The sequence below is a fragment of the Methylosinus sp. DMC45 genome, assembly GCF_056313885.1.
Genome location: NZ_JBQUZK010000010.1, coordinates 21,846 through 44,270, shown reverse-complemented (window position 1 = coordinate 44,270; position 22,425 = coordinate 21,846). Strand labels below are relative to the sequence as shown.

General features: G+C 64.9%; 31 protein-coding genes. All 31 read right to left on the bottom strand.

Translation table 11 applies throughout. The annotated features are described in order from the left end of the window. On the bottom strand, positions 1 to 943 hold a 943-nt coding region (locus tag ACT53T_RS03550; protein ID WP_476160114.1), incomplete at its 3' end, for a hypothetical protein. Next, the gene (locus tag ACT53T_RS03545) at positions 943 to 1,314 is read right to left on the bottom strand and encodes a hypothetical protein (RefSeq protein WP_476160113.1); all 372 of its coding nucleotides are present in this window, start codon (positions 1,312 to 1,314) and stop codon (positions 943 to 945) included. The genes ACT53T_RS03545 and ACT53T_RS03550, both read right to left, overlap by 1 nt. Beyond that, on the bottom strand, positions 1,311 to 1,919 hold the full coding sequence (locus ACT53T_RS03540; protein WP_476160112.1) for a hypothetical protein: 609 nt from the start codon (positions 1,917 to 1,919) through the stop codon (positions 1,311 to 1,313). The genes ACT53T_RS03545 and ACT53T_RS03540 overlap by 4 nt, the downstream gene beginning before the upstream one ends. Beyond that, positions 1,916 to 2,656, bottom strand: coding sequence for a hypothetical protein (locus ACT53T_RS03535; RefSeq protein WP_476160111.1), 741 nt, complete (start codon positions 2,654 to 2,656; stop codon positions 1,916 to 1,918). The genes ACT53T_RS03540 and ACT53T_RS03535 overlap by 4 nt, the downstream gene beginning before the upstream one ends. Continuing rightward, the gene (locus ACT53T_RS03530; protein WP_476160109.1) at positions 2,656 to 5,550 is read right to left on the bottom strand and encodes a hypothetical protein; all 2,895 of its coding nucleotides are present in this window, start codon (positions 5,548 to 5,550) and stop codon (positions 2,656 to 2,658) included. The genes ACT53T_RS03535 and ACT53T_RS03530 overlap by 1 nt, the downstream gene beginning before the upstream one ends. Positions 5,551 to 5,552: 2 nt before the next feature. Beyond that, complete coding sequence (locus ACT53T_RS03525; RefSeq protein ID WP_476160108.1) at positions 5,553 to 6,224, bottom strand: hypothetical protein; 672 nt, start codon at positions 6,222 to 6,224, stop codon at positions 5,553 to 5,555. A gap of 1 nt (position 6,225) precedes the next feature. Further along, entirely contained in the window at positions 6,226 to 6,384 is a 159-nt protein-coding gene (locus ACT53T_RS03520; RefSeq protein WP_428988621.1) for a hypothetical protein, read from the bottom strand. Further along, positions 6,381 to 6,785, bottom strand: coding sequence for a gene transfer agent family protein (locus tag ACT53T_RS03515; protein ID WP_476160107.1), 405 nt, complete (start codon positions 6,783 to 6,785; stop codon positions 6,381 to 6,383). The genes ACT53T_RS03520 and ACT53T_RS03515 overlap by 4 nt, the downstream gene beginning before the upstream one ends. Further along, positions 6,782 to 7,243 carry a phage tail tube protein gene (locus ACT53T_RS03510; RefSeq protein WP_476160105.1) on the bottom strand — a complete coding sequence of 154 codons (462 nt, stop codon included), beginning with the start codon at positions 7,241 to 7,243 and terminating at the stop codon, positions 6,782 to 6,784. Before ACT53T_RS03510 ends, ACT53T_RS03515 begins: the two co-directional genes overlap by 4 nt. A gap of 9 nt (positions 7,244 to 7,252) precedes the next feature. Beyond that, on the bottom strand, positions 7,253 to 7,684 hold the full coding sequence (locus ACT53T_RS03505) for a DUF3168 domain-containing protein (protein WP_476160104.1): 432 nt from the start codon (positions 7,682 to 7,684) through the stop codon (positions 7,253 to 7,255). Next, positions 7,681 to 7,881 (bottom strand): hypothetical protein, encoded by a 201-nt coding sequence (locus ACT53T_RS03500; RefSeq protein ID WP_476160102.1) that lies wholly within the window; start codon positions 7,879 to 7,881, stop codon positions 7,681 to 7,683. The genes ACT53T_RS03505 and ACT53T_RS03500 overlap by 4 nt, the downstream gene beginning before the upstream one ends. A gap of 1 nt (position 7,882) precedes the next feature. Then, positions 7,883 to 8,218, bottom strand: a complete 336-nt coding sequence (locus ACT53T_RS03495) for a phage head completion protein (RefSeq protein WP_476160100.1) — start codon at positions 8,216 to 8,218, stop codon at positions 7,883 to 7,885. 10 nt (positions 8,219 to 8,228) lie between these two features. After that, a complete protein-coding gene (locus tag ACT53T_RS03490; RefSeq protein ID WP_476159791.1) occupies positions 8,229 to 8,870 on the bottom strand; it encodes a head-tail connector protein in 642 nt (213 codons plus the stop codon). A gap of 11 nt (positions 8,871 to 8,881) precedes the next feature. Then, positions 8,882 to 9,382 carry a hypothetical protein gene (locus tag ACT53T_RS03485; protein ID WP_476160098.1) on the bottom strand — a complete coding sequence of 167 codons (501 nt, stop codon included), beginning with the start codon at positions 9,380 to 9,382 and terminating at the stop codon, positions 8,882 to 8,884. Positions 9,383 to 9,452: 70 nt separating this feature from the next. Then, entirely contained in the window at positions 9,453 to 10,742 is a 1,290-nt protein-coding gene (locus tag ACT53T_RS03480) for a phage major capsid protein (RefSeq protein ID WP_476160097.1), read from the bottom strand. A gap of 72 nt (positions 10,743 to 10,814) precedes the next feature. After that, the gene (locus ACT53T_RS03475) at positions 10,815 to 11,603 is read right to left on the bottom strand and encodes a head maturation protease, ClpP-related (RefSeq protein WP_476160096.1); all 789 of its coding nucleotides are present in this window, start codon (positions 11,601 to 11,603) and stop codon (positions 10,815 to 10,817) included. Between the two features lie 4 nt (positions 11,604 to 11,607). Continuing rightward, positions 11,608 to 12,996, bottom strand: coding sequence for a phage portal protein (locus ACT53T_RS03470; RefSeq protein WP_476160095.1), 1,389 nt, complete (start codon positions 12,994 to 12,996; stop codon positions 11,608 to 11,610). A gap of 9 nt (positions 12,997 to 13,005) precedes the next feature. After that, a complete protein-coding gene (locus tag ACT53T_RS03465; protein WP_476160094.1) occupies positions 13,006 to 14,067 on the bottom strand; it encodes a terminase TerL endonuclease subunit in 1,062 nt (353 codons plus the stop codon). Then, positions 13,982 to 14,794 (bottom strand): terminase large subunit domain-containing protein, encoded by an 813-nt coding sequence (locus ACT53T_RS03460; RefSeq protein WP_476160092.1) that lies wholly within the window; start codon positions 14,792 to 14,794, stop codon positions 13,982 to 13,984. Before ACT53T_RS03460 ends, ACT53T_RS03465 begins: the two co-directional genes overlap by 86 nt. A gap of 6 nt (positions 14,795 to 14,800) precedes the next feature. Continuing rightward, on the bottom strand, positions 14,801 to 15,418 hold the full coding sequence (locus ACT53T_RS03455; protein ID WP_476160090.1) for a P27 family phage terminase small subunit: 618 nt from the start codon (positions 15,416 to 15,418) through the stop codon (positions 14,801 to 14,803). 152 nt (positions 15,419 to 15,570) lie between these two features. Next, on the bottom strand, positions 15,571 to 15,924 hold the full coding sequence (locus ACT53T_RS03450) for an HNH endonuclease (protein WP_476159780.1): 354 nt from the start codon (positions 15,922 to 15,924) through the stop codon (positions 15,571 to 15,573). 192 nt (positions 15,925 to 16,116) lie between these two features. Next, positions 16,117 to 16,650, bottom strand: coding sequence for a transcription termination/antitermination protein NusG (gene nusG, locus ACT53T_RS03445; RefSeq protein WP_476160088.1), 534 nt, complete (start codon positions 16,648 to 16,650; stop codon positions 16,117 to 16,119). Between the two features lie 42 nt (positions 16,651 to 16,692). Continuing rightward, positions 16,693 to 17,151: a hypothetical protein gene (locus tag ACT53T_RS03440; RefSeq protein ID WP_476160086.1), complete on the bottom strand. Its 459-nt coding sequence runs from the start codon at positions 17,149 to 17,151 to the stop codon at positions 16,693 to 16,695. A 568-nt stretch (positions 17,152 to 17,719) separates the two neighbouring features. Continuing rightward, positions 17,720 to 18,241 carry a hypothetical protein gene (locus tag ACT53T_RS03435; RefSeq protein ID WP_476160084.1) on the bottom strand — a complete coding sequence of 174 codons (522 nt, stop codon included), beginning with the start codon at positions 18,239 to 18,241 and terminating at the stop codon, positions 17,720 to 17,722. Next, a complete protein-coding gene (locus ACT53T_RS03430) occupies positions 18,238 to 19,227 on the bottom strand; it encodes an MT-A70 family methyltransferase (protein ID WP_476160083.1) in 990 nt (329 codons plus the stop codon). Before ACT53T_RS03430 ends, ACT53T_RS03435 begins: the two co-directional genes overlap by 4 nt. After that, the gene (locus tag ACT53T_RS03425; RefSeq protein WP_476160082.1) at positions 19,224 to 19,616 is read right to left on the bottom strand and encodes a helix-turn-helix domain-containing protein; all 393 of its coding nucleotides are present in this window, start codon (positions 19,614 to 19,616) and stop codon (positions 19,224 to 19,226) included. The genes ACT53T_RS03430 and ACT53T_RS03425 overlap by 4 nt, the downstream gene beginning before the upstream one ends. After that, on the bottom strand, positions 19,609 to 20,445 hold the full coding sequence (locus tag ACT53T_RS03420) for a hypothetical protein (RefSeq protein ID WP_476160081.1): 837 nt from the start codon (positions 20,443 to 20,445) through the stop codon (positions 19,609 to 19,611). The genes ACT53T_RS03425 and ACT53T_RS03420 overlap by 8 nt, the downstream gene beginning before the upstream one ends. Then, entirely contained in the window at positions 20,442 to 20,693 is a 252-nt protein-coding gene (locus tag ACT53T_RS03415) for a hypothetical protein (RefSeq protein WP_476160080.1), read from the bottom strand. Before ACT53T_RS03415 ends, ACT53T_RS03420 begins: the two co-directional genes overlap by 4 nt. Then, entirely contained in the window at positions 20,686 to 20,958 is a 273-nt protein-coding gene (locus tag ACT53T_RS03410) for a DUF2312 domain-containing protein (protein ID WP_476160079.1), read from the bottom strand. The genes ACT53T_RS03415 and ACT53T_RS03410 overlap by 8 nt, the downstream gene beginning before the upstream one ends. 62 nt (positions 20,959 to 21,020) lie before the next feature. Further along, positions 21,021 to 21,353, bottom strand: a complete 333-nt coding sequence (locus ACT53T_RS03405) for a hypothetical protein (protein ID WP_476160078.1) — start codon at positions 21,351 to 21,353, stop codon at positions 21,021 to 21,023. A gap of 54 nt (positions 21,354 to 21,407) precedes the next feature. Then, a complete protein-coding gene (locus tag ACT53T_RS03400; protein WP_476160077.1) occupies positions 21,408 to 21,710 on the bottom strand; it encodes a hypothetical protein in 303 nt (100 codons plus the stop codon). Positions 21,711 to 22,425 lie beyond the last annotated feature (715 nt).

The window sequence follows — 22,425 nt, the reverse complement described above, 5'->3', positions numbered from 1 at the left end:
TGAAGCTCGGCCAATGAATATCGTCATAGGCGAGGCCGAATGCCTCCGGGAAGGTGAGGTAATCGGCGATCTGCAAAACTGCATTGACCGAATAGGTCCATGTGGGATTGTCGACTGAATAGAGGCCGGAGGAGGGGTCGAGGAAGCTCTGCGCACTGTCGCGCGGATCATAGATCTTGGCGCCGCGAAGGACCTGCGAATGACTTGGGAGATAACGCGGGAAGTGCACCATATGGAAGGTGGGCGTCATCGTCGCCCATTTGGTGTAGACGATCGCCAGGCCGCGGCCGAGATGCGTGTCTGCAGACCATACGCCGCCAAAATAGGTGGTGAGCAGGGTCGACGCGTGACCTGCCTCTGTGGCGTTGCGAAACTCGAGGAATCCGAAGGGGCCGACGGCCGTGACGATCGGTGAGGGGCCATGGCCGGGCACATCGATATAGGCGATGTATTGCCCGTTTTTCATGCCGCTCGACGGCCAGACGATGGCGCTATCGGCGAAGTCGCGCGTGTTCGGATAATAGCCGAAGGCGCCCAGCGTCGGCTCTGTCGTCGCGCCGGTCGACGTGGTGAGCGTCTCGCTGTCGACGATATAGGCCTCGACGCCATCGATCGGTCGGCAGGCGACGCACATGGCGTAGCCGACATATTGGCCGGCGGATTCGCGGAACAGGAGATAGCCGCCGGATTTGTAGCGGCCGTAGCCATAGAGGCGCGGCGGCGTCTCTTGCCCTTCCTGCTCTTGCGGAATCGGCGCTTGCGGAATGGTGAATTTCTGCGCAGCACGATGCGAGCCGGCGAGCAGAGCCTCGGCGCCGAATGTCGCCGCAGTCGTGCCGATCGTGAGGACCGTCGTTCCCACGATCGCGCCGAGCGTGGTGCCGAGCACAGCCGTCCCGGCGATAGCCTCGCCGAGCAGCAGACCGCCGATCGCGACCGCCATTATCCGAACTCCGCCACGCGCAGCACGTCCGGCGCGCTCCATCCGACCAGCGCGTCGCCGGCGAGGGCCAACGCGCAGCCGTCGCGGCCGATGAGGCCGCAAATCGCGCCGCCGCGAACCTGTGGCGCGCGCAACAGCACGGCGTCGCCTTCCGCCAGGCGCAACGGCCGCACGAGTCGGAAGCCGAGCGCGCGGCCGCAAATGGCGAGCGCGCGCACGACGCCATAACGCTCGAAAATCGCGCGCTGGCGCTCGGGCGGGATATCGCCGGCGACGCGCCCGCTGGCGCGCAGATAGGCGAGCACGGGCTCGCTGCACAGCATGCCGGGCATGGCGTCGTAATCGCGCAGGAAGAGAGCGACGGGGATCATCCCGAGAAGACGATGCTCTGCTTTTGAATCAGCTCTTGCACGCGCTCGCAGACACGATCGCCGGGATAGCGTGCCTGCTGATCGGCGTCGGTGAGAAACGCCCATCGCGCCCTGTTCTTGCCGACGAGCAGAGGCTCGCAGACAACGGAGATGGCCGCCTGATGGCCGCCTTCGACCGGACCCGCCTCGAGCACCATTCGATCCATCACCAGCGTGCGGCGGCGCGCGCAGGAGATGAGCGCGCGCTCGGTCTCGCGCGCGCCGGCCGGCGCGGCGAAGGTGAGGAAATAGATCTCGGCGCGGCGGCCTTGGACCTCGGTTTCTTGATCCTGCATTTTCGCGAGGATCGACGGATCGAGGCCGGAGAGCGTCAGCGTCAGCTCTTGCGTCGCCGCCTGCGTGCCGATCTCGAGCGAGCCCGACATGGAACCGAGTGCGCCGACGCCTTTGAAGACGGGACCGCCGAGCGCAGTCGCGTCGAGCGGTCCGATTCCGTTCCAATAGGCGTCCGGGCCGGAGAGATAGTTCAGCTTGGCGCCGAGCATGATGGAGACCGTGTCGCCGCGGATGGCGGCGGCGATCGCGCCTGCGAAAATGCTGCTCATCCCCAGTAGGCCTCGATGAATTCCAGCGAGGCGCCGCCGATGCGGCCGAGCGAGAGCGGAAAGCTCTGCCCGCGCGATTTCGGCTGAAGCACCATGCGGCAGAACGGATCCGCGAATTCGACGACGTCGCCGATCGCGGCCGCCTCGCGGAGCCAGCGATCGAGCAGGACCTCATAGCGATGCGCCACAGTGTCGCTCGGCCAGACGCCCTCGAGCAGATAGGCGCGATCGCCGAGCGACATCCAATCGCCGGCCTCGGGAACGATGGTCGAGGCGACGTCGATCGTGACGCGCCAGCTCTGCGCCGCGGCGGCGAGGGCGATGGTCGCATCGCCGGCGCCCTGAGAATAGGAGGAGCCGTCCGAGAATGTGGAGCCGTCCGAATGCGTCGAGAGCGGCCCGAAGAGCGGCAGGCCGGCGCGTGCGCGCGGGCCGCGGCTCCAATCCATGACCGGCATATAGACGGCGCCGCCCTTGTTCAGCCGCGAATAGAGCGCGCGAAAGAGATGCACGCGGCGGGAACGTGGCGCGGCCGTCGCCGTCGCCGGACCGCGCGGCGGATCGAAGAGGCGGATATCGTCGAGTCGGAAGGAGAGGGCGCCGGAGGGCGAGACATTGCTCTGCGGCGGCCCGACGAAGGGAAGCGGGCCGAGCAGCTGGCCATTGGCCACGCCGCCACCCCAGCTCTGTGGGAGCAGCTTGCGCGGCCAATGGGGAATTGACGGGTCATAAGCCATCACCAGGCCTGCAAAGGCGCCAACGACTGGCGCTCATTATTGGCGGCGACCTCGCTCTGAATCATGTAGCGGACCTCGCCATGGGTGGCGTAGAGCGACTGGACGGTGACGCCGGGGGCGTGATTTTCGAAGACGATCTTCGACCCTTGGCCGCCGATCGCGCCGGCGACATTGCGCTGTTGCGCGGCGTTGAGGACCACCTCGCCCGGATGCGCGAGGATCGGGAAGCCGCCATCCGGCGCGACGGGGCCGCCGCTGGCGTAGCGGGGCAGGTGCGCCATTGTGATGAGGCCCCCATTGGCGAAGCCGAAGAGGCCGCCGAGGAAGCCGAGGAGGCCTCCGCCGCCACCGCCCCCGGCCATTCCGACGGGCATGTCCGGCCCCATGCCGCCCTGCGCCACCGTCGGTAGAGAGCCGCCATGGCCAATATTGCCGAGAAGGCCGAACAGCCCGCCGACGCCGCCATTCTGCCCTTGCGTGCCGAACAGGCCGGCGAGGGGGCCTTGCCCCGTCAGCACGGCCTTCAGCGCCATTTTCTCGAGTTCCTTGACGATATCCTTCAGCACATCAGCGAGCTTTTGATGCTCGACGATGAGGCGCTCGACTGAGGACTCGCCCATTTCGGCGAACTGCTTGCGAGCTGCCTCGGCGGCTTCCTGCGCCTTCGTCGCCTCATCGACCTTTTGCCGCAGCGTGGCGTGCGCCTCGGCCAAGGCGAGCACGTGGGCGCGCTCTTCCTCGGTGAGCGCGGAGCCGCGCTCTTTCGCCGCTTCCTCCGCCTTGGCGAGATCGATGGTTTTCTCGCGCTCGACATTGGATTTGCCGATGGCGTCGGCTTCGCCCTGGAGCGAGGCGTTCTCTTTTTCGAGCGATTGGATGACGCGGTCGACCTGATCCAGCGAGGCTCGCGCCGAGCCGGACCGGCCTTTGCCGCCGCCGCCCTTCGCTTCCTCGTCTAGGACGCTCTGCAGATCGCTCTGCTTGCCGATCGCCTCGGCGGAGTCCGGCGCGACGCCGCGCGTTTCCAACTCGAATTTCTGACGCGCGAGCTGCTTCTTTCGTTCCGAGCCCTGCTCTTCCTTCGCGATCTCCGCGTCGATACGTGCGACTTGCACCTTGAGACGCTCATCGGAGAGTTTTGCTTCTTCGTCTTTGAGGCTCTGATTGATCTCTCGGACTTTCGCGGCGCCGTCTTCGCTCGACGCCACATTCGAGCGCTCGAGGTCGGCGCGCTGCGCCTCGAGCGCCGCGATCGTCTCGCGATGGCGCGCGACTTCGTCCTTATCGACGTCGTGAGCGGAGTCGATATTCTTCTTCGCCCGATCGTAGGACGAGCCGCCTTCGACCGCCTCGGCCGCCTTGCGACGCGCCGCATCGAGCGCCGCCGTATTCTCGCGTGCGAGCCGCAATTGCTCGTTTGCTTCCGCGAGCTGCGCGGTGACACGCTTATATTCGTCCGACCCGGCCTCTCCGGCGCGCTCGATGCGCCTCAGATTCGCCTCGTTCGCCGCAGCCGTGCGCTCTGCATTTTCCACATTGGCGCGGGAGTCGGCGAATTGCGCATCGGCCTGGCGCGAGGATGTGCGCAGCGGATAGAGCTTGTCGTTGATCGCGCGCAGCTGATTGGTCAGCTCTATCCCAGAGAGGCCGCGGGCCAGCTCGGCGCGCACGCTGCGGATCGAGGAAACGACGCCGAGCAGGCGGCGGGCGGCGTCGCTTCCCGTCGCGGCGAGACGTTCGAGCGCGCCTTCGAAATCACCGCTGGCGCGGGCGGCGTCGAGCGCTTGCTGCGCGACCTCGCGCGTCGCGCCGCTCAGAGAATGCTGCGCGGCGTCGAGCAGAGCAGCTTCCGCCTTTTGCTTGACGAGATCGTCGGTGACGATGCGGAAATAGGCGGAGGCCTGCTTTTGGCCATTGCCGCTCTCGAGCGCCGATTGCGCCATTTGCCGCTGCGCGACCGTGAGCCCGAGATTATTGGCGATGAGATTTTGCAGCGCCTGCTCCGGCTGGCGGAGCGCCGCGACGAGATTCTGAATGCTGTCGACGCCTTCCGCGCCGAAGGCGTAGCGCTCGGCCCGCGCGAGATCGCCGAGGCCCGCGGCCGTCTCCGCAGTGACGCCGGGGAGCTTTGCGACCTCGGCGCCGAACTTGCGGACCTCATCGGTCGACAGCGACGCGCCCTTGCCGATCACATCCCAGGCGCTCGACATTTTCGTGAGCTGCTCAGCATATTGCTGACCGCCCGCGCCGATTGCGCCGGAGGCATTCACCTGTCCCGAAAGCGAGAGATCATCAGCCATCTGGCCCGCAGCGACGCTGATATTGTGGGCGCGCATTTCGATCGCCAGCATCGCCGCGCCGACGGCGGCAAAGCCGGCGACGGCGACGGTCGGAATGACGCCGATCGCGCCGGCGAGCGCCCGGATCGGTCCGGTGACGCGCTCGATTTCATTCGAGCTGAAGTTCGTATTGTTCCAGGCGAAGGCCTCGACGCGATCGACCTGCTTGCGGAAGCGCGCGACGCTGTCGGTCGCACTGTCCATCGCCTTGGGGTCGACGAGGTCGGCGTGGCGCTGCTTGGCGATTTCCAGCGCGCGCGTAGCCGCCTCGGGGACGGCGATTCCGCCTTTCTCGGCGGCGGCGATCGTCCGCTCGAGGCGCTGCGCCTCGGCTTGCGCGCGATAGACCGGATCATATTTGCGCGCGAGATTGTCGAGCTTGGCGCCGAGGCGGGTGGTCGAGGCGTCCTGGAGCGTTTGCTGGCGCGTGAGGATTTCGGCCTGTTGCGCGGTCTTCGCATTGGCGTCGCCGAGCCGACGCAGCTTGGCCGCCGTCTCGTCGACGCCCGTTTCACGCAACACATAGGAGGCTTGCGCCGTGAGATTATCGCTCATCGTCACCCCAGAAAAACGAGAATGGCGGGCTGGCGCCGGTTGCGCGCCGATTGCGCGGCCCGGCGCTGCGGATGTGAAAAGGCGCGCCGCGCATGGGCCGCGGCCCAATGGTCGAGGCCGGGGGCGGGGCCTTCCGGCTCGGCGAAAGTGAATTTCACGCGGGCGGCGTTGGCGAAGCGGGCGCGTGCGGCCTGCGCCACGGACTCATAGACCTTGCCGGGCGAATAGCCCTTGGCGCCGCGTTCGATCTTGCGGGCATAGGGCGCGATCGAGACGATCATCACCTCGCGCGCGCCGAGCGCTTCCCGCGGAGAGGAGACCTCACGGCCGTCGGCATAGATGCGTGCGGAGGCGCGATAGGCGCCGGTCTTGATCGGGCCGGCGGAATGGAGCGCGTCCCAAATCCATTCGATGACGCCGACCTCGACCTTCCAGCGCGCCATGATCTCGCTGCGCTCGGAGGCGCGCAGAAGATCGTTCGTCGCCGCGCCGTCGACGAAGGTTTCGTGCGGGATGGACGAGCCGATGGCGGCGGCGTTGCGCGCATCGATCGCCGCTATGTCGCGCGCGGCGAGCGAGGCGAAAGCGGCGGCGCGCTCGCGGGGGCCGAGCGCGCCATCCGCGGCGACGATGACATGATCGTCGACGATCGGAAATTTGATCGATAGCGCCAATTCAGGCGAGTCCGGCCTTTTCGAAGGCGATGAGCGCGGCGAAATATTCCGCTTCCTCGCCGGCCGCGGCGCCCGGATCGACGCCACGGGAGCGCAGATAGCCGCGCGTCACGGCCGCGAATTCGGCGGGCGTGAGACGGTCGATCTCGCGCGGGCTCATGCGGAGGGCGCCGCCCCATTCGTAGAAGGGGAGGAGGTCTCCGGGCTCGCGCTCGGCGCCGCCTCCCCGTCCGCGTTTCCCGCGGCGGCCCCATTGATGCACGCCCCCAGCACGTCGGCGGCGAGCTGAAGGAACTGCGCCTTCGGCCGATCGTCGAGATAATGGAGGGCGAGGGCGGTCGCATCCGGCTCGGTCGCGCCGCCGCCGATGAGGCCGAGGCGGACCGTCTCGCGGATATCGTCCCAGCGCCATTGCATGGCGACGACGCGCCAATAGATGGCGCCGAGGCCTACGCCGCAGAGACGCTCCAGCTCGCCGATCTCGCCGAGGCGCAGCTCGAATTTGCGGCGCCGGCCGGCGAACTCCCGCCAAATGGCGGTTTGCGCGCTGGCCTCGGTCATGCGTTGGCCGTGATTGTCGGCAGGCCCTGGCCATGCAGCTCGGCCGAGAATTTGACGAGGCCGTTATCGGCCTTGCTTTCGGTCAATTTGCTGACGAAAAAGCCGGCCTGCTCGATATTGCCGTTCGAGGCGCCGGGCAAATTCTTCATGAGCTGACAATTGACGACGACGGCCGTGCGATGCGCGGTCGAGAGGCGCTGATAGGGCGTTTTCGCCGGGTCGCAGACGCCGGACAGCTTCAAATCCCAGGTGCGACCCTTGGGCGTGCTGGCGCGCGCGGCAATGAGCGTCGGATCACCGCAATCGAGCACCATTGCATCCTCGAGGTCGAGCGAATGATCGGAATCGATCGTCGTTGCGACGCAGAGAAAGCTGAAAGTCTCGCTCGGCGAGCCGCCGTCGCCGACGAGCACATAGAATTTATTGCCGGGAAGCGGCGCAACAGGATTCGCGGTCATGAGTGCCTCTCAGGTAAGGGCTTCGGAGAGTTGCGTGCGCAGCGCCACATAGGCCTGCTTGGGGAACAGCGGAGAAATCGCATCGCCGCCGCTGCGCCGGCGATAGGGCGTCATGAGATGGCCGCCGGCGAGCGTCAGCTCGCGCCATTCGAGCGCATGGCGGACCGCCTCGGCGATATTCCAGCACTCTTCGCGGCCGAATTTTGTGGAGACTGCGTGAAGCTCGATGACGACGTCGAGGCCGGGATTGCAACCGATCTCGAAATCGCCCCAGCGCATGGCGCCGAGGAAGAGATAAGGCGCGGCCGCATCCGACGGGTCGCCGCGATCGTCGCGCGGCACTTCGTCATAGATTTTCGCGCCGACGAGGGCGGCGAGCGCCGCATCCGCCTTCAGCCACTCTATCGTGGCCGTCTTCAGCGCGACCATAGGCGAGGTCACGATGCGGCGCCCGTCTGAGCCGCGGGGGTCGGCCCCGCAAAGGCGTCGCCGCGATTGGTGAGGCGTTTGCCTTTGCCTTGGCGCTCGATTTCTTCGATATGCGCATCGGGCGCTAGGCGCTCGCCGGGCTGATAGACGACATGGAAGCCGGGCCGGGCGATGACCAGCGCTTCCTCGGTGACTTGGACTTTCGGCATTTCAGCCTCCGATCTTGCGAGAGACGACAATCTCTATGAAGCGCCGCGTGCGATCCGGGAGAGAGACGGATTCGACCGCCCATTCGCGCCCTTCGACGCGGATGCGATCGGCGACGTTGATCGTCCGATTTTGGGCGCAGTCATAGATTCTGAGCAGCCCGCGCGACTGGTCTTCGGCGAGCCCGGCCTCGACCGCCTTTGCGCCCGAGGCCTGCTTGAAGGATGCGCGCGTCGCGAAGGCGTCCGAGAAATCGCCGCGTGGCGCGCCGCCGGGGTCTCCCATGATGACGGCGCGACGCAGAATTGTGACCGAATAGCGCATGCGTCCGGCGAGCATCGGGAGCCTTTCAGAAATTCGGCGAGCGGAAGGGCGCGACGAGCGCGGTGACAGCGAGCGGCGTTTCCTGCAATGCGGCGCCGAAGCCGGTCACAGCCTCGCGATTTTGATAGAGATGCGAGATCATGAGCAGCGCCGCGTGACGGATCGGCGCGGGGACGAGATCGGGCGTCGCCCCATAGCCGAGCGACATGGTGATTTTCCATGCGGCCTCGTCATCGTCGACGCGCGGCCATGCGACGCCTTTGGCGAGGCGCACGAAGGTCAGCTCCTTCGAAATCTTCCGCTTCACCCATTGCCCGCTCGCCAGCGTCTGATAGGCGCCGTCCTGTAGATATTCGACCTTGTCGACGGATTGGAGCGGCGCGCGGTCGATGACGAAGCCCGTCGCCGGCGGAAGGCCGCGCAAGCGCGGATCGGAGCGGCCATTGTTCTGCGGCGGAGACGGCGCCGCATATTCCCAGACTTGCGTGAGCAGCGGACGACCGATGATTCCGCTCTCCAGGTCGAAGTGCTGCGTCGCCACGTCGAGCAGCGCCGTCAGCAATGCGTCGTCGTCGCCGAAGTCGGCCGTGTTCGTTTGCCGCTTGGCCTCGGCGAGCGAGACGATCGGCGTCGTCGACGACGAGACGAGATTATAGACGCCGGTCATATGGCCTCCGATCAGCTCGCCGGATCGGTCGGCTTCGTCGCGGGCTGCTCGGCCAGCTCGGCGAGCTTGGTCGAGAGCTGCTCGGCCAGAGCTTCCGCCTGGCGCTTGAAGTCGTCGCGCTCATCTTCGGCGGCCTTCAGCCGCATGGACGCCGCGACCTTGTATTTTTCGAAGGTTTCGACGACGGCGTCGCGCTGCGTCCGCGCCGCATCGGCCGCTTTGCGATGGACGTCGGCCTCGGCGATGGCGCCGGCCTTTTCCTTCGCCGCGGAGGCGAGCTTGCCGGCGAGGTCCGCGGCTTGCTTGACGAGCCCTTCGCGCTCGGAGATCACAGCGTCGAGCGCCTTGGACAGATCGGCGACGCGCGCGGCGGCGATTTCTTGCTCCGGCGCTTCGATCGCGAGGCCGGTTTTGATCCATTCGCGCGCGACGTCGTCGGGCTTGTCGACGATATCGCCGGGCAGGTCCGATTGATGCGCGCCGGCGATCGATGTGAGCAGCTTGATTTTCATCGGTTCTGAGTCCTCGGCTTCATTTCCGCGAGGGAAGAGACGCCCGGCCGCGCGGCCGGGCGCAGCGCGATCAGGTGGCGGACTGCTGCAAGGTGCGGATCGACTCCCATTGCGACGTCGTCGCATTCTTGGCGTCGATCATGCGGCCGTCGGCGCGCGCCCAGGCCAAGAATCCGACCTGTCCTTTCTTCGCATAGGCGGAGTCGGTGAAGCGCAGGATCAGAACATCCATGACGTCGCGGATCATGTATTTCGAGAAATCGCCGAAGGCGATGGATTTGGCATTGGCCGCGAGGTCCGCCATATGCTGATTGATGACGATCGGCTTGCCTTCGATCTGATAGCCGGTCGACTCGCCGCCCGCGAAAGCCGCCTCGAGCGAGGGCAGGAAGAGCGGACGATTATTGGCGTCCTTGAGCTTTTTGACGGTCTTCCACGTCTTATCGTTCATCATCCATGCGCAGCTCGCCGAGGAACGGTAGGCCGGATCGACGGAATGATAGAGTTCCATGAAGAAGTCATAGGCGAGCGACGTCGTGTTTCCGGTTGGGGCCTGATAGCCGACCGAGGCCGCGGTCACGACGCCCTGCGGCTGGCCCGTGCCCGTGCCGGTCGTGAAATAGCGGTTCTGTCCGCGGGCGACGCGCGTCGCGAGCGCGCGCAACACGACGGATTCGACATTCACCGCCGCGTCCTGAAGAATTTCCATCGAGACGGGAATGGTCTTCGACGCGAATTTATAGGCGCCGATCGACACAGAGCCGAAGGTGAGATCATCATCATCGGCCGTGACGCCCTCGGCCACGAGCTCGCCTTCCGCCGCCGTATCGTCCATCGTGCCCCAGGTGAAGGGCTGGCCGCCGGCCGTGGCGAGAATCCATGCGACGAGGCGCATGCCGCCATAGGCCTTCAGGAATTCGAGCAGCGTCGGCATGATGAGCGTCGGAACGAGAACGCCGCCAGTCGCCGAGGAGCCTTCCGCGACATTCATGACGCGATTGAGATTGCGCGGGTCGTTGGCCGAGACGAGCGCGGCTTCCTCGGGCGTGAGCGCTGCGACGCCGCGCGCCAGCGCCTTGGCGAAGGCCGTGCGGGCCTGCTTCACGCGATGCGCGTTTTCGTCGACGCTCTTGCCGTTCTCATTGCTCGCGGCGCGGGCGTTGAAATCGGTCGCATCATCGGCGGAGAGCGTCAAGGAATTCTGAACGCGGCTGATCTGGCCATCGATCAGCTCGATTTCGATCAAGACAGCGTCGGCCTTGGCCTCGATTTCCTTCGTATAGGCCTTGGACTCGACGAGGTTCTTATATTCCGTCACCTTGCGGGCGCGCTCTTCGCGCAGATTTTTCAGAGACGACATCGCAGATTGCTCCTTTGGCGGAGTGTGAGACCCCGTGAAGGGGCGATTTCCCGTGAGGGAAGGCGGGCGAAATCAGGCGGCGCGTTCGAACAGCCGCAACATGCGCGCGTGACGCTCTTGCGAGGTTTTGAGATAGGCAGCGACCGGATCGGCCTGCGGCGGCGCGAGCAGCGCCTTCGGCGGATGGTCGTAAGCCGAGAGATCGAAGCGGCGCAGATTGCTCGCCGCGGGCGTGCGGGCGGCGACGCGGTCGCAGAATTTCATTTCGACAGCCTGTTCCGCCGAGAGCCAGGTCTCGGCTTTCATCATGGCCGTCAGCTCTTCGACCGAAAGGCTCGCGCGGGTCGCATATTGGCTCGCGATCGAATCGCGGATGGCGTCGAGCATGTCGGCGCAACTCCGCATTTCGTCGGCGTCGCCCCAGGCCATCGACTCGGGATTGTGGATCATCACGAAGCCGCCGGGCGCGATTTCGATCTCATCCCCGGCGAGCATGAGCGTCGACGCGGCCGAGGCGGCCATTCCGTCGATATGGGCGATGACACGCGCCGGATGCTGCTCGAGCGCCGTCTTGATCGCCGTCGCTTCGAAGACGAGGCCGCCGGGGGAATTGATGCGTAGATGAATCGTCTTCGCCGCCAGCCCGCGCACGCCGCGCACGATTTCCTCGGTCGTCGGCTGATCCCAACCGCCGATCACGTCATAGACATAGATCGAGGCTTCATCGCCGTCGCGATCCGGGTCGAAGGCGGGATTGCTATCGTCGTCTCCATCCCAGTCGGGATCAAAGCCCCTGACGATCTTCGGCTTGCGGCCGGGACCGTTCGAGGCCAGCAATTTCAAGAGTCGGCGCATGGGCATGGCGTCACTTCCTCGGCTTTCGCGACGTGCGGGATGAAGATTGCTGCGGCGGCTCGGGCGGCGGCGGCTCTTGCTTCGCGCCGTCTTCGGCGGGCGCGCCGCCGCTCTGTCCGATCTGCGGCGCCTTGCGTTCCCAGGTGACGAGCTTGTCGGCGCTCGGATCTTTCGACGGCCCCATGTTGAGCTTTTGCCGGACTTCGTTCTGACTCATCACACCGGGGCCGTTGTTGCCGCCGAGCGCGATCTGGAAAGCTTCCATGCGCGATTTCATATCCGCGCGCTCAAATCCCTCGCGATCGAATTCAGCGATCTGTCCGGCCGGAACGAGCTTGTAATTGACCTCGTCTTCGATGGCGCAAAGATGAGGGCCGAGGCAGAAATCTACGAAGCCTTGGCGCATCTCCTCGAGGCCCTTGCCGAAGCCGGTCGACTTTTGCTCGAGACCGACGAGAAAGCCCGGCACGCCGAACACGCGCGTCGCGATATCCTCGACGCTGAAGCGGCGTGTGTCGAGTAATTGCGCGTCCGCCGCATTGATCCGAAGCTCTTTGAACTCGCCGCCGTTCGTGAATACCGCCGGCCCGGCGAAGCGATTGTCGGAGCCATGCTTCGCCATCCAATGCTTGCGGATTTCGTCGGGCGAGTCCTTGGCGACGCCATTCGGAAAGGTGATATAGCCGTCCGGCGAAGAGCCATTGTCGAAATAGTTTTTCGCGAACTCATCGGCGGCGAGGCCGATTCCCACGCTCATCGCATAGGCCGAGAGAGGCGACATGGCGCGGAAAATCTGCCAGATCGGAGTGCCCGGAATGTGCAGCACGTCATCTTGTGGCGCGACGATCATGCGTCCGTCGTCGAGTGTCATCGTGTAAATCTGAAGCGGGCGACCATCTACGCGATCGAGACGAATTCCCGTGCGCGACCACGGCACATAATGCAGCTCGAACGGCTCCGCCGAGCGGAACGAGCGCCGCTCGATCCACGCAATTCCATTGCCGTTCGATAGCATATCGGAGACCACTGCACGCCAGAACATGGACGCGGAAAGGCGGGAGTTCGGACGCTTGTCGAGCATCGTCGCGAGCGGAGACGTGCGCTCGCGCGTGCGATGACCGTCGCCATTCTCATCGAATAGCGCGAAAGGCAGCATGGAAACGCAACCAGCGATCAGCCGGACGCATGCGTAGAAGGCGCTATGCGTGAGCGCCTTATCCGCCGAGACATTGTTCGTTTGTGGCCCGAACAGCTTTTCGAAGGCGAGCGGATCGGAGAGCGGATAGGTCGCGGTCGTTCCCGAATTCTGGACCGCGGCGCGCAGATCGCTCGCCTCTTTCTCGAGGCGCAATGTTTCGATTTCGCGACGCAGCCGCGCGCGCTTTCCGAAGCCGAACATGCGGAGCCTTCAATAATCGAGGAAGCCGGAGCCGGCGGCGGGCGCGCCGTTGAGTGCAGCGACGTTGGCGGTTATCGCGGCGGCTATGCCGTCGATTTTCTCGCGCGAGGCTGCCTTATCGGGCGAGAAGTTCATGTTGCGATCGAAGCGAACGAGCGCGTTTTGCGCCATCCATCGCAAGACGGGATGGCCGCCATGGTCGAGCAGTCCGGCGAAGACGAGACGCTCGAAATCCTTCGACGCTTCGCCGAGGCTGGGGATTCCTTGGCGGACCTTCAAGAACAGCTCGGCGTCGACGCCTTCGTTTTGAAGATCCGTGTAGAGCTTCGTGGCGTTCCACGGGTCATAGCCGATCCGGCGCACGTCATAGAGCTCGAGGCCCTCGACGATCGCCGCTTGCACATAGGACTGATCGACGTAATCGCCGGGCGTCGCTTCGATCGCGCCCATTTGGAGCCAGCGGTCGTAATTGACGCGGTCGCGTTTCGAGCGGACGTCGATATTGTCCGCCGGAACCCAGAAGCGCGCGACGAGGCGGACCTTGACGCCGGGCTCTTCCGGCAGAAACCACCAGATGAGCGCGGTTATATCGGTGGTCGATGATATGTCGAAGCCGCCGACGCAGGCCTTCCCGCGTAGATCTTTCGAAAATCGGCGCCAGCCGTCCTTTTCGCCGCAGGCGTCCCATTTCTTGATCGGAAGCCATCGCGAGATCGCCTCGACCCATTGATTGAGATGGTAGCGGCGAAAATGCGACTCGGCGCGGGGATTGCCTTTCGCGATGCGCGCCTCGCCGCGCAGAAAGTCGAGCGTCGGCGAAAGGCCGAGGTTCGGATTGACGCGGCGCCAGACTTCCTCGTCTTGCCAATCATCATCTTCGCCGGCCGCGAACATGACGACGAGCGTCGACGGCTCGTAAATGCCGGCGCCTTCGTCGGCCTCGGCGGTCGGCGGCGCGATCGGACCGGCGAGAATTTTTTGACTCTCATCGAAGAGTTCCCAGCCCGTGAGCGCGCTCTTCAAGCCCGCCGTCGACGCGAACAGCTCTATCGGCTGCAAACGCGCGCCCATGCCCTGCCGCAGCGTCGTCGCCAGCTCGCGCGAAAATCCATTCGTGCATTTCGTCGCCGACCGAGACGGTCGGCGAGCGGCCGTGCTTTCCCTCGACCTTGCCCGGAAGAAGCTGAAAGCTGGCGCGACATTCGGGAATCCATAGGGATTTGCGGAAAATGCCGATCGAGGACTTGAGGCTGTCGTTTTGAACGACGATCGCCTTCATCTTGTCGAAGATGATCTTCGCTTGATCCTCGTTTCGCGCGAAGACGAAGCCCTGTCCGCCGACGACGCCCTCTAGCACCCAGAAGAGCAGCGCGAGCGCGGCGAGAAATTCGCTCTTGCCGTTCTTGCGCGGAATCCACAGCATGAGACGGCGGAAGAGCCGGACATGCTCGAAACTCTTTTCATGCGTTTGGGGGTCGAGGACTTCGACGGGAACCTTCCAGCCGACGAGCAGGCGGACCGTGATTTCCTGCCAGAAGGCGAGACGGAAGGGAGCGCCGGCGAAGCGATCATCCGTGAGACGGAAAATTTTCGGCCATAGCTCGACGATCGCATCGGCCTTCGCCGCATCGAACCATGCGCCGGGAACGCGGGCGGCGCGGCGCCAAGTGATGCTCGGCCATTCCCAGCCGAGGGCGGACGCCTTGACGATCCAGTCCGGCTCGGGCGTGAAGGCGTCGCCGGCGACGCAGGTGAGCGCCGCGGCCGAGGCGTCGCCGGCCGGGAGCGCGATATCCATACGCGCTTACTGATAGGTGCCGGGCGGCGGCGAATCGAAGCGATTGGCGAGGCCGACGATTCCGTCTTCCGGCTGCGGCGCGGCTTTCGACGGCTGCTTTGGGGCGCCGGGCGGATCGAAGAGGCCGCCGGAGAGCCCGCCGGCCTGCTTGCCGATGAGGTCGAGACGGTCGAGCGGCGTAAGGCCGAACCGTTTCGAGAATTCGAGGATGAATTTGACCGCCGTGTCGCGGCGAGCGACCATCGGATTGTCGCGCGGCATGCGATCGCGGGATATCGTTTTGACGAGTCGATAGAAGCCGTTTTTGTTTATGTCGGCCTGCGCGGCGACGAAGTCGGCATAATAGACGCAGAAAATCGCGAAGGAATGGCGGTCGAGCGGCTGGAAGAGGTTCAGCTTCGCGAGGCGGGGCGCGTATTCGCGCCAGATCGTGAGCGCCGGGAGAAGGCGGCCGTCATTGAGCAGCGCCGGCGGCGCGAGCGTGTCATCCGCCTCGGCGGGAGCTGCCGCGAGCAGCGATGCGAGAGACTCGGCGTCGGCGATCTGGCGATCGGTCTTCGACCGCCGCTTGCCCGGATAGGCCTTCGCCGCTTGCAACTCCGGCGGATCACGACGACGTCCCATAAGTTCCTCTCGACGCTCCAAAAAAAACATTTCCGCGGATTTTGCGGCGATTTGCCGGAGCTTGAGCAACCGGTCGCGGGCAGGGGGCTGGGAGGTTTGACCGCCCCCCCACCCTGGGGGCAGTTCGCGCTCTGCGGCGGCGGTCGGCGGCGTCAGCCGCGGCGCGTCTCGGCCTCTTCGCGCTGCTTGTCGCGGTTGTGGTGGAACTCGCACAGCGATTGAAACGGTCCGTTCCAGAACTTATGCGCGTCGCCGCGATGCGGCTCGACGTGGTCGCAGACGCTCGCCGCGGTCACGACGCCATCGGCGAGGCACATGCGGCAAATGGGCTCGCTCGCCAATTGCTGCGCTCGGATGGCGCGCCAACGCGCGAGCCCATACCATGCTCGCCAAGGCGCTGCGTCACGACGGCGCCGCTCATAGTCCGCGTCGCTCTGCGGACGCGCTGCGGCGGCGGAAACGGGAAGAGCGCCTCGCCGACCGGCGAGGCGAGGGGCCTTGGCCATGGGCTCTAGCCACCATTCTAAGCCGGGTTGATTTGCGCATGCTTCGCACTCGCCCGCTTTGCGGGTTGCTCACGTCTGCCCCTCGGACGCCTTGCGGCATTGCACCAGGGCTCGCGTCTCCGGCTTTCGTGCGCATGGGCGCCGGAGTGCCTAATCGTTCGGGCTTGGTCTCTCGCCGCTATCGGACGCGCCTCACGCGGCGCATTGCTCCAAGCGATCGAGATAGCCGGAGTCGAGAGGTATCTCTATCCAGCGCCCGAATGCGTGAATCTCTATGTGCACCGAGCCGCAAGAGTCAACGCCCATGACGCGCCCGACGCTTCCCATGAACGGCCCAGCGGACACGCGCACGCGCATTCCAGGCGTGAATATGAGCCCACGACGATCCGGCAAAGCTGAAGCGCCGCGCAGGAAATCCATCCATTCCTGCGGCACGATCGCCGGCCGATCAGAGCCGGCGCGCGCGAGAAACCGATGCACGCCTTCGGTTGTGGATATCGACCAGATCATCGATTCCGAGCCCGCCATTTCGAGGAACAGATAGCGGCCGAAGCGCGGCTTCCATTGCGGCTTGCGCTTGCGCGCTCCCGATTCGCGCACGGTGGACGTCACGCGCACAAGCGGACGCCACACCGCATAGCCCGCCGCCGCGAGCTTGCGCGTCACGTCGAAATCCTTTCCCGCCACGCATTCGAGAACGAACCAATCGCCCATAGCCAGCCTCATTGCCATCCGCCGAATTCTTCCACGCCACGCAACCGAACGCGCTCACTCGGCCTCGGGCTGCGGCCCGTCGCGCGCAGCGCTGGACGGCGGCCATTCTGTCGGCCGCACATAGGCCTCGCCGGTCGGATAGCTCTTGACCTCGCGGCGCCAGTCGACGCCGCGCGCCGCGTCGTATCGCGCCCAGGCCGCATTCTGCGGCGACCCCCAGCGGATCAGCACGCCGCCGTATTTGGCGCGCTGCGCTTCGTGCAGAGCGGCGAGCTGCGCGCGCACGTCGGATTTCTTCGCCGCGGCCGCCGCCTCTTGTTCGACGAAATCGTCCCAGCCCCGCGCCGCGATCCAATTGCCGAGGAACTTTCTCTTTCGGCCCTCGGTCGCAGCGAGATAGCGAGGCGCATAGCGGATAGCGTTTTCCTGATCGCTCACGGATAGCGCCAAGAAAGCCGCCCGCGCGTCGCCGGGCGTCGCCGCAGGATCGAACGGCCACGGCTTTTTCATCACCTTCCATCGCGCCTCGGCGGCGGCGTCGACCTCGCCGCTGCTCTTTTCGCCTTTTCGCGAAGCCCCCCGCCCAACGCCCCCTTTGGGGGGTAGGGGGATTTGTTCTGAATCAGTATTTGTTATTACTTCAGTATTTATTATAGGGACGGGTTTTCCGACTGTCGGTTTTTCCGACGGTCGGGTTTTCAGGCGCTCGGCGGAACCGAGAGACGGATTTTCAGGCGCTCGGTCGTTTGGCGTTTCAGCATCTTCCTCGCCGTCGCCATCTGCACAGCTCTCTTCAAAGATCGACCAGACGGACCCTTTCACTCGGCCCGTATGCTCATCGCGCACGGTTTCGAGCTGCGCATATCCCGCCTCGCGCAGCTCGCTCATGATACGGCGCATACGATCTCGCCCGATGCGATGCTGGTCGCAGAGATAGCCGAGCCGCACGATCCAATCGTCAGGCCGTGAGAGGAGATACGCGAGCAGCCCCATTGCTTCCAGCGAGAGGCCGCCGGCCGCGAGCAGCCGATTATCGATAATGGTGAACGACCGCCGCCGCTCGGCCCGGCGGATGCGGATTTCAGCCTCGCTCATCACCATCTCCATCCGCGCAGCGCAGCCATGCGCTGAATTCCGCATCCACCGCGCGCCAGCGCTCGCGCGCCGCGGCGTCGCGGTCGAATTCTTTGCGACTGGCGATGGCGCAGCGGCGGCGCAGCTCATCGACGGCGGCCTCCGCCGTCTCGACGCCGAGAAATTTCTGAAACGCGCCCTCGGCGCAGCGCATCGCCGCCCGGCGCGCGAGCGGGAACTCGCAGGGCGTCGAATTTTCCTTGCGCGGCGCGGCGTCTCGCTCGGGCGCGCGTGCATCGACGGGCGCTTGCGCGTCGCTCGGCCGCTTCGGCAAGACGGCCGCGCGGACCTCGGCCTCATGCGCGCGCAGCCATCGCAAGGTGCGATGCGCGGCCTCGAGCGCCTGGACGTCATAGTCGCGCTCGACAGCGCGCGACGGGACACGAGCCGCGCCGGCGACAATGCGCCGCGCGCGATCGACGGCTCCGATTTGCTCGGCGAGCGATAAATGCTGGACGCGCTCGCTCATGACGCCTCATTCCCCCAGGCGTCCCACCCCGGCCGCGCCGGCCCGCGCCGGTTCAGCTCTATTTTCGCCAGGCTCGGGAAATAGGCTTCGATGATCTCGGCGAAGCGTTCGGGCTTGGCGCTGTGCGCCGACTTCAGCTCATGTTGCATCGCATTGAATTTGAGATCGCCATGCGCCGGGCAGGGGACATTGCCGCGCGTCGCGATGAGCAGGATTTCCGCGTCGTCGAGATTCCAATAGCCATTCCCGGCGACGATCTTGTCCCAGACGAAGCAGCTCTTGTATTCGAAGCCCCAAGCCTCGCAGACGACGCCGCCCTTCATCAGAAAGGGGCGCGTCACCCACATGAAGAGCACGCAATCATCGGCGGCGATGCTCGGCACATCGAGCGCCATGATCGCGTCGAGCGTCATCGTCGGATAATGATTGTCGGCCGCTCGATCGAGGCCCGCCTCGGAATGCGTCTCGAATTTCCAAGCAGGATCGCAATAGATCACGCCATAGCGCTTCGTCGGCCATGCCGCGATCTTCGCGCCCAACTCTCTTTCCCGCGCCGCGCGCCGCTGGCGCTTCTCCATTTGCCGCTCGGCGCGCGTCATAGAGCACGCTTGCACGGACTCGCTCACGGCGGCGTCGACAGATGTTTCGAATTGCTCGGGCGGCAGGCGCGCCAGTTCTTGGCAGCGGCTCGAATCGGAGCGGGTGAGATTGAGCGTCTCCAAAGAAAATGTCGCAGGCTGCGACATTTTTGGACGCCCGCGCGTCGCTCTTTCGCCGGCCTCCGCCAGTTCGATGAGCAGCTCGCCGAGCCGTCGCGCAGCGAGCCGCTTATAGCGCACCGCGCGCGCCACCAGCTCCTTATCGCGCGAATGCCGCGCGAAGACTTCGAGCGCCGCCGCCTTGTCGCGCTCGCTCTTGGCTTCGGCCGCCGTAGTGATGCGCGCGAGATCACGAATGATCGCGTCATAGAGGGCGAGATCGGTCACGCGAGCGCCCTCGATTTCGGCGGCAGATTTTCCGCAATCCGCCAATCCGCCCGTACAGCCGCGTCGAGCCGATATCCCTGACCCCAATCCGTCGTTATTGCGACGCCGAACGGCTTCAGCTTTTTGCGAATCTTGCAAATGAAAACGTCGACGATCTTGATTTCCGCTTCGTCTCTTCCATCGTCGACATAGAGCGCCGCCATGATCGCGTCTTTCGTCGCAACCTCGCGATTCACCAGCACGCCGAACACGCGCGCCTCGGGAGAGGTCAGCCGCCATTCCAGCGGCAGCGCGCGCGTCGCCATCAATGCCGATTCGAGCATTGCGACGCGCTCTCGCAGCCGCTCATTCTCGTCATTGACGATTTGCAGCATGCGCTCGTTATCCATGGCGCTTCTTCGGCGTCGCGCGGAACCATGTCACGACGAGCCCTTTCCACAACGGGAGATCATGCTCGGCGGAAAAGCGCGCAGCCTCGCGTTCGGCGTCCGCGCCCTTTTCTCTAATCGTGAGGGCAAGATCGTCCGCATCGCGCGACCCGGCGTAATGCTCGCCATAAAGCAGCTCTTCGACCGCCTTCAGCGCGGCGGCGGAGATCGGCGCGAGCTGGCCCTTGACGCAGACCTCGAGCACGCGCCGCGCGCCCATGGCGTGCCTTCGCGGAACGAGCGCGCCGAGCGCGCCGACGGCCATCACATCGCCCGGCTTATAGCGCCCCTGGCTCGGCGGCGCTTTCAGCACGCGCGCTCCGGCGCGGGCGCACGCGTCTCTGATCGTGAGCGCCGTCTCGTCATTTGCGGCGAGCAGAGCAAAATGCAGCTGATTGGCCGTCACCTGAATCCGATCGCGATTATGGCGCACGAAAGCCATCGCGTGATCTTGCGTGTCGCCGGTAGGGACGATCATCACCGGAATGCGATCAATGCCCGGATGCGAGGCGGCGGCTATCGCAGTATGCTGGCCGTCGATCACATGCAGCGCTTCGCCGAGGCGCACGCATACGGGCGGCTTGAACGCGCGCCAGCTCCATCCGCCGACGATACGCCGTATGAGCGTCACGGATTTTTCCGAGAGATTGCGCTGATAGCCCTCATCGACGAGCAGGCTTTTCGGATCGACTTCCGCGAATGTCGGCCGCGCGCTTTCGATTTCGGCCGGCTCGACGCCGGGCGTGCTCATCGCGCCGATCGGACGCAGCCTTTCGCTATCATCGCTCATTGCAGCTCCCCGAAATGCGCCTTGCACGCGAACACGATTTTCACGCCCCGATGCAGGCTGCCGAAGCCGAGCCCCGTCGACACGCCGCATCGAAAGCATTTGTGCGCGCGCGGAGATTTGAGGTCGGAGACGCCGAATTTCTCGACGATCTCCGAGGGCGTCATCGCCGGAGTCGATTTTTCCGCCCGACTGGCAGGCCGCAAAAATCGACTTCGCGCCGGCGCGGCGTCGCCGAAGAGATCACTCATCGTCGCCGCCGCTCGCGCCATCGGCCTCGCCGATCGCCGCCATGTAGAGCTCGAGGATCGACGCCTCTTCGTCGCGCTTGTTCTTGTCCTGGCGCCGCAGCGAGATGATCTTGCGCATTACCTTCGGATCGAAGCCCGTCGATTTCGCCTCGCTATAGACGTCCTTGATATCCGCGCCGATCGCGGCCTTTTCCTCTTCGAGCTTTTCAATGCGCCCGATGAAAGAAAGCAGCGTCCCGCCGTCGACAGCGACAATCCCGCTCATGTCACACCCCTGATTTTGTCACCTGGAAATTCGCGCGCGCGGCGCATGCCACTGATCGCCCGCTACAGCGAGCGCGCGTCGATATATTGCGCGGCGAAATCCTCGCGCGGCGCGTCGCTGATCGAGACCGCGCGCGCATGGCGCGCCATTGCGGCATGAAAGGCGCGATATTCGTCACGGGAGACCGGCCGCACGCCGCCGACGGTCCATATCGCGCCCGCTGTCGGCTGATCGCGGCAGGGAGCCGGCGTCGCACGCGCCCGGCAGGCGAGCACGATGCGATCGAGTCGCCGCGACGTCGCGCGGAACGGCCATGAAACGGCCCAGGCGCAGCCAGAGCACAGGTCGCGCGAAAGCGACGCGGCCAGAGCCGCGCGCAGCCAAAATTTGCGCATGAGAAAATCTCAGCGTTCGAGTGAGCCGAACTCGGATTACCGACTGGACCGGAACTACCGACTGGACGAAGACTCGAACTCTTCCTCGAGCTTACGAACGCTCTCGAGAAAACGCGCACGCCGCTCGGAGATCGCCGCCTCGAGCAGACTCTCGGGCGCGTCGCCGATCACACAGACGAGAAAATCCGCGCCGAACGCGCGGATGAGATGCAACAGGGCGAGAAAATCCGGCGCGCATTGCAGCTGCAGCCATTTGCGCACGCGATCGGACTTCACAGCGCCATCGGTGACGGCCTCCACCGCCTCGGCCGTCTTGCTCGGAAAGAGCCGCAGCAAATAGGCGACGAGCCGCTCCAATGCGCCGCGATCCAGCGCGCCGGAAAACTTTCCAGTGTTTGTGGAAAGGTTTCCAAATTTCGACGAATCTTTTCCCACCGAAACCCCCGATGCTGCATGCATCGAGGGCGTCGGAGAGAGAGCGAAATCATCGACGAGGCGCATTGCTCGGAAGGCCCTTTAGACCGCCGTCGCGGCGTTGGCGCGCCGCATCGGCATGGAAGTTCGACAAGACGAAACGTGACGGCGCGTTGGCGCGCGCCGGGGAACGCAATGAACGTGAGACGCAAAAGGCCCCGAGGCCGAAGCCTCGGGGGAGTTAGGGAGGAAACGCCCAAGGAGGGCGAGGAGGCCGCTTACGGCGGCCAGTCGCAACGCGCGGAAAAGAGCGGGAGAACCGCGCGAAGGGAAATGCGCCGAGGCGCAAAAACGGATAGCGTGGGCGGTCACGAGCCCACACCTCGCGTTGGGCTCGACGCTTTTCTTGTCTCGCGAAGAGAGGTTATTTTCAGTGACAGCGCCAATCGAAGACGAGCAAAAATGGCTCGAATTGAACGACGATGGACTTGTGAAGATGCGTTACGTTCTCGACTTTCGAACAATTTCCCTAGCTGCGTCGTATGTATGTCTGAGTATTCGATACGCAGAGAGTCCACAGGAAGCGAGAACGGGAGGGAGACCTTTTCAGATAACCTTATCTCCTCAAGAAGCTCTAGATCTTGCGCAGTCACTCGCA

Excerpts from the sequence above, each read along its gene's own strand:
- ACT53T_RS03545 (WP_476160113.1), bottom strand. The coding sequence starts at position 1,314 with ATGATCCCCGTCGCTCTCTTCCTGCGCGATTACGACGCCATGCCCGGC.
- ACT53T_RS03540 (WP_476160112.1), bottom strand. The coding sequence starts at position 1,919 with ATGAGCAGCATTTTCGCAGGCGCGATCGCCGCCGCCATCCGCGGCGAC.
- ACT53T_RS03535 (WP_476160111.1), bottom strand. The coding sequence starts at position 2,656 with ATGGCTTATGACCCGTCAATTCCCCATTGGCCGCGCAAGCTGCTCCCA.
- ACT53T_RS03530 (WP_476160109.1), bottom strand. The coding sequence starts at position 5,550 with ATGAGCGATAATCTCACGGCGCAAGCCTCCTATGTGTTGCGTGAAACG.
- ACT53T_RS03520 (WP_428988621.1), bottom strand. The coding sequence starts at position 6,384 with ATGAGCCCGCGCGAGATCGACCGTCTCACGCCCGCCGAATTCGCGGCC.
- ACT53T_RS03515 (WP_476160107.1), bottom strand. The coding sequence starts at position 6,785 with ATGACCGAGGCCAGCGCGCAAACCGCCATTTGGCGGGAGTTCGCCGGC.
- ACT53T_RS03510 (WP_476160105.1), bottom strand. The coding sequence starts at position 7,243 with ATGACCGCGAATCCTGTTGCGCCGCTTCCCGGCAATAAATTCTATGTG.
- ACT53T_RS03500 (WP_476160102.1), bottom strand. The coding sequence starts at position 7,881 with ATGCCGAAAGTCCAAGTCACCGAGGAAGCGCTGGTCATCGCCCGGCCC.
- ACT53T_RS03495 (WP_476160100.1), bottom strand. The coding sequence starts at position 8,218 with ATGCTCGCCGGACGCATGCGCTATTCGGTCACAATTCTGCGTCGCGCC.
- ACT53T_RS03490 (WP_476159791.1), bottom strand. The coding sequence starts at position 8,870 with ATGACCGGCGTCTATAATCTCGTCTCGTCGTCGACGACGCCGATCGTC.
- ACT53T_RS03485 (WP_476160098.1), bottom strand. The coding sequence starts at position 9,382 with ATGAAAATCAAGCTGCTCACATCGATCGCCGGCGCGCATCAATCGGAC.
- ACT53T_RS03480 (WP_476160097.1), bottom strand. The coding sequence starts at position 10,742 with ATGTCGTCTCTGAAAAATCTGCGCGAAGAGCGCGCCCGCAAGGTGACG.
- ACT53T_RS03475 (WP_476160096.1), bottom strand. The coding sequence starts at position 11,603 with ATGCCCATGCGCCGACTCTTGAAATTGCTGGCCTCGAACGGTCCCGGC.
- ACT53T_RS03470 (WP_476160095.1), bottom strand. The coding sequence starts at position 12,996 with ATGTTCGGCTTCGGAAAGCGCGCGCGGCTGCGTCGCGAAATCGAAACA.
- ACT53T_RS03465 (WP_476160094.1), bottom strand. The coding sequence starts at position 14,067 with ATGGGCGCGCGTTTGCAGCCGATAGAGCTGTTCGCGTCGACGGCGGGC.
- ACT53T_RS03460 (WP_476160092.1), bottom strand. The coding sequence starts at position 14,794 with ATGGATATCGCGCTCCCGGCCGGCGACGCCTCGGCCGCGGCGCTCACC.
- ACT53T_RS03455 (WP_476160090.1), bottom strand. The coding sequence starts at position 15,418 with ATGGGACGTCGTCGTGATCCGCCGGAGTTGCAAGCGGCGAAGGCCTAT.
- ACT53T_RS03450 (WP_476159780.1), bottom strand. The coding sequence starts at position 15,924 with ATGGCCAAGGCCCCTCGCCTCGCCGGTCGGCGAGGCGCTCTTCCCGTT.
- nusG (WP_476160088.1), bottom strand. The coding sequence starts at position 16,650 with ATGAGGCTGGCTATGGGCGATTGGTTCGTTCTCGAATGCGTGGCGGGA.
- ACT53T_RS03435 (WP_476160084.1), bottom strand. The coding sequence starts at position 18,241 with ATGAGCGAGCGCGTCCAGCATTTATCGCTCGCCGAGCAAATCGGAGCC.
- ACT53T_RS03425 (WP_476160082.1), bottom strand. The coding sequence starts at position 19,616 with ATGGATAACGAGCGCATGCTGCAAATCGTCAATGACGAGAATGAGCGG.
- ACT53T_RS03420 (WP_476160081.1), bottom strand. The coding sequence starts at position 20,445 with ATGAGCGATGATAGCGAAAGGCTGCGTCCGATCGGCGCGATGAGCACG.
- ACT53T_RS03415 (WP_476160080.1), bottom strand. The coding sequence starts at position 20,693 with ATGAGTGATCTCTTCGGCGACGCCGCGCCGGCGCGAAGTCGATTTTTG.
- ACT53T_RS03410 (WP_476160079.1), bottom strand. The coding sequence starts at position 20,958 with ATGAGCGGGATTGTCGCTGTCGACGGCGGGACGCTGCTTTCTTTCATC.
- ACT53T_RS03405 (WP_476160078.1), bottom strand. The coding sequence starts at position 21,353 with ATGCGCAAATTTTGGCTGCGCGCGGCTCTGGCCGCGTCGCTTTCGCGC.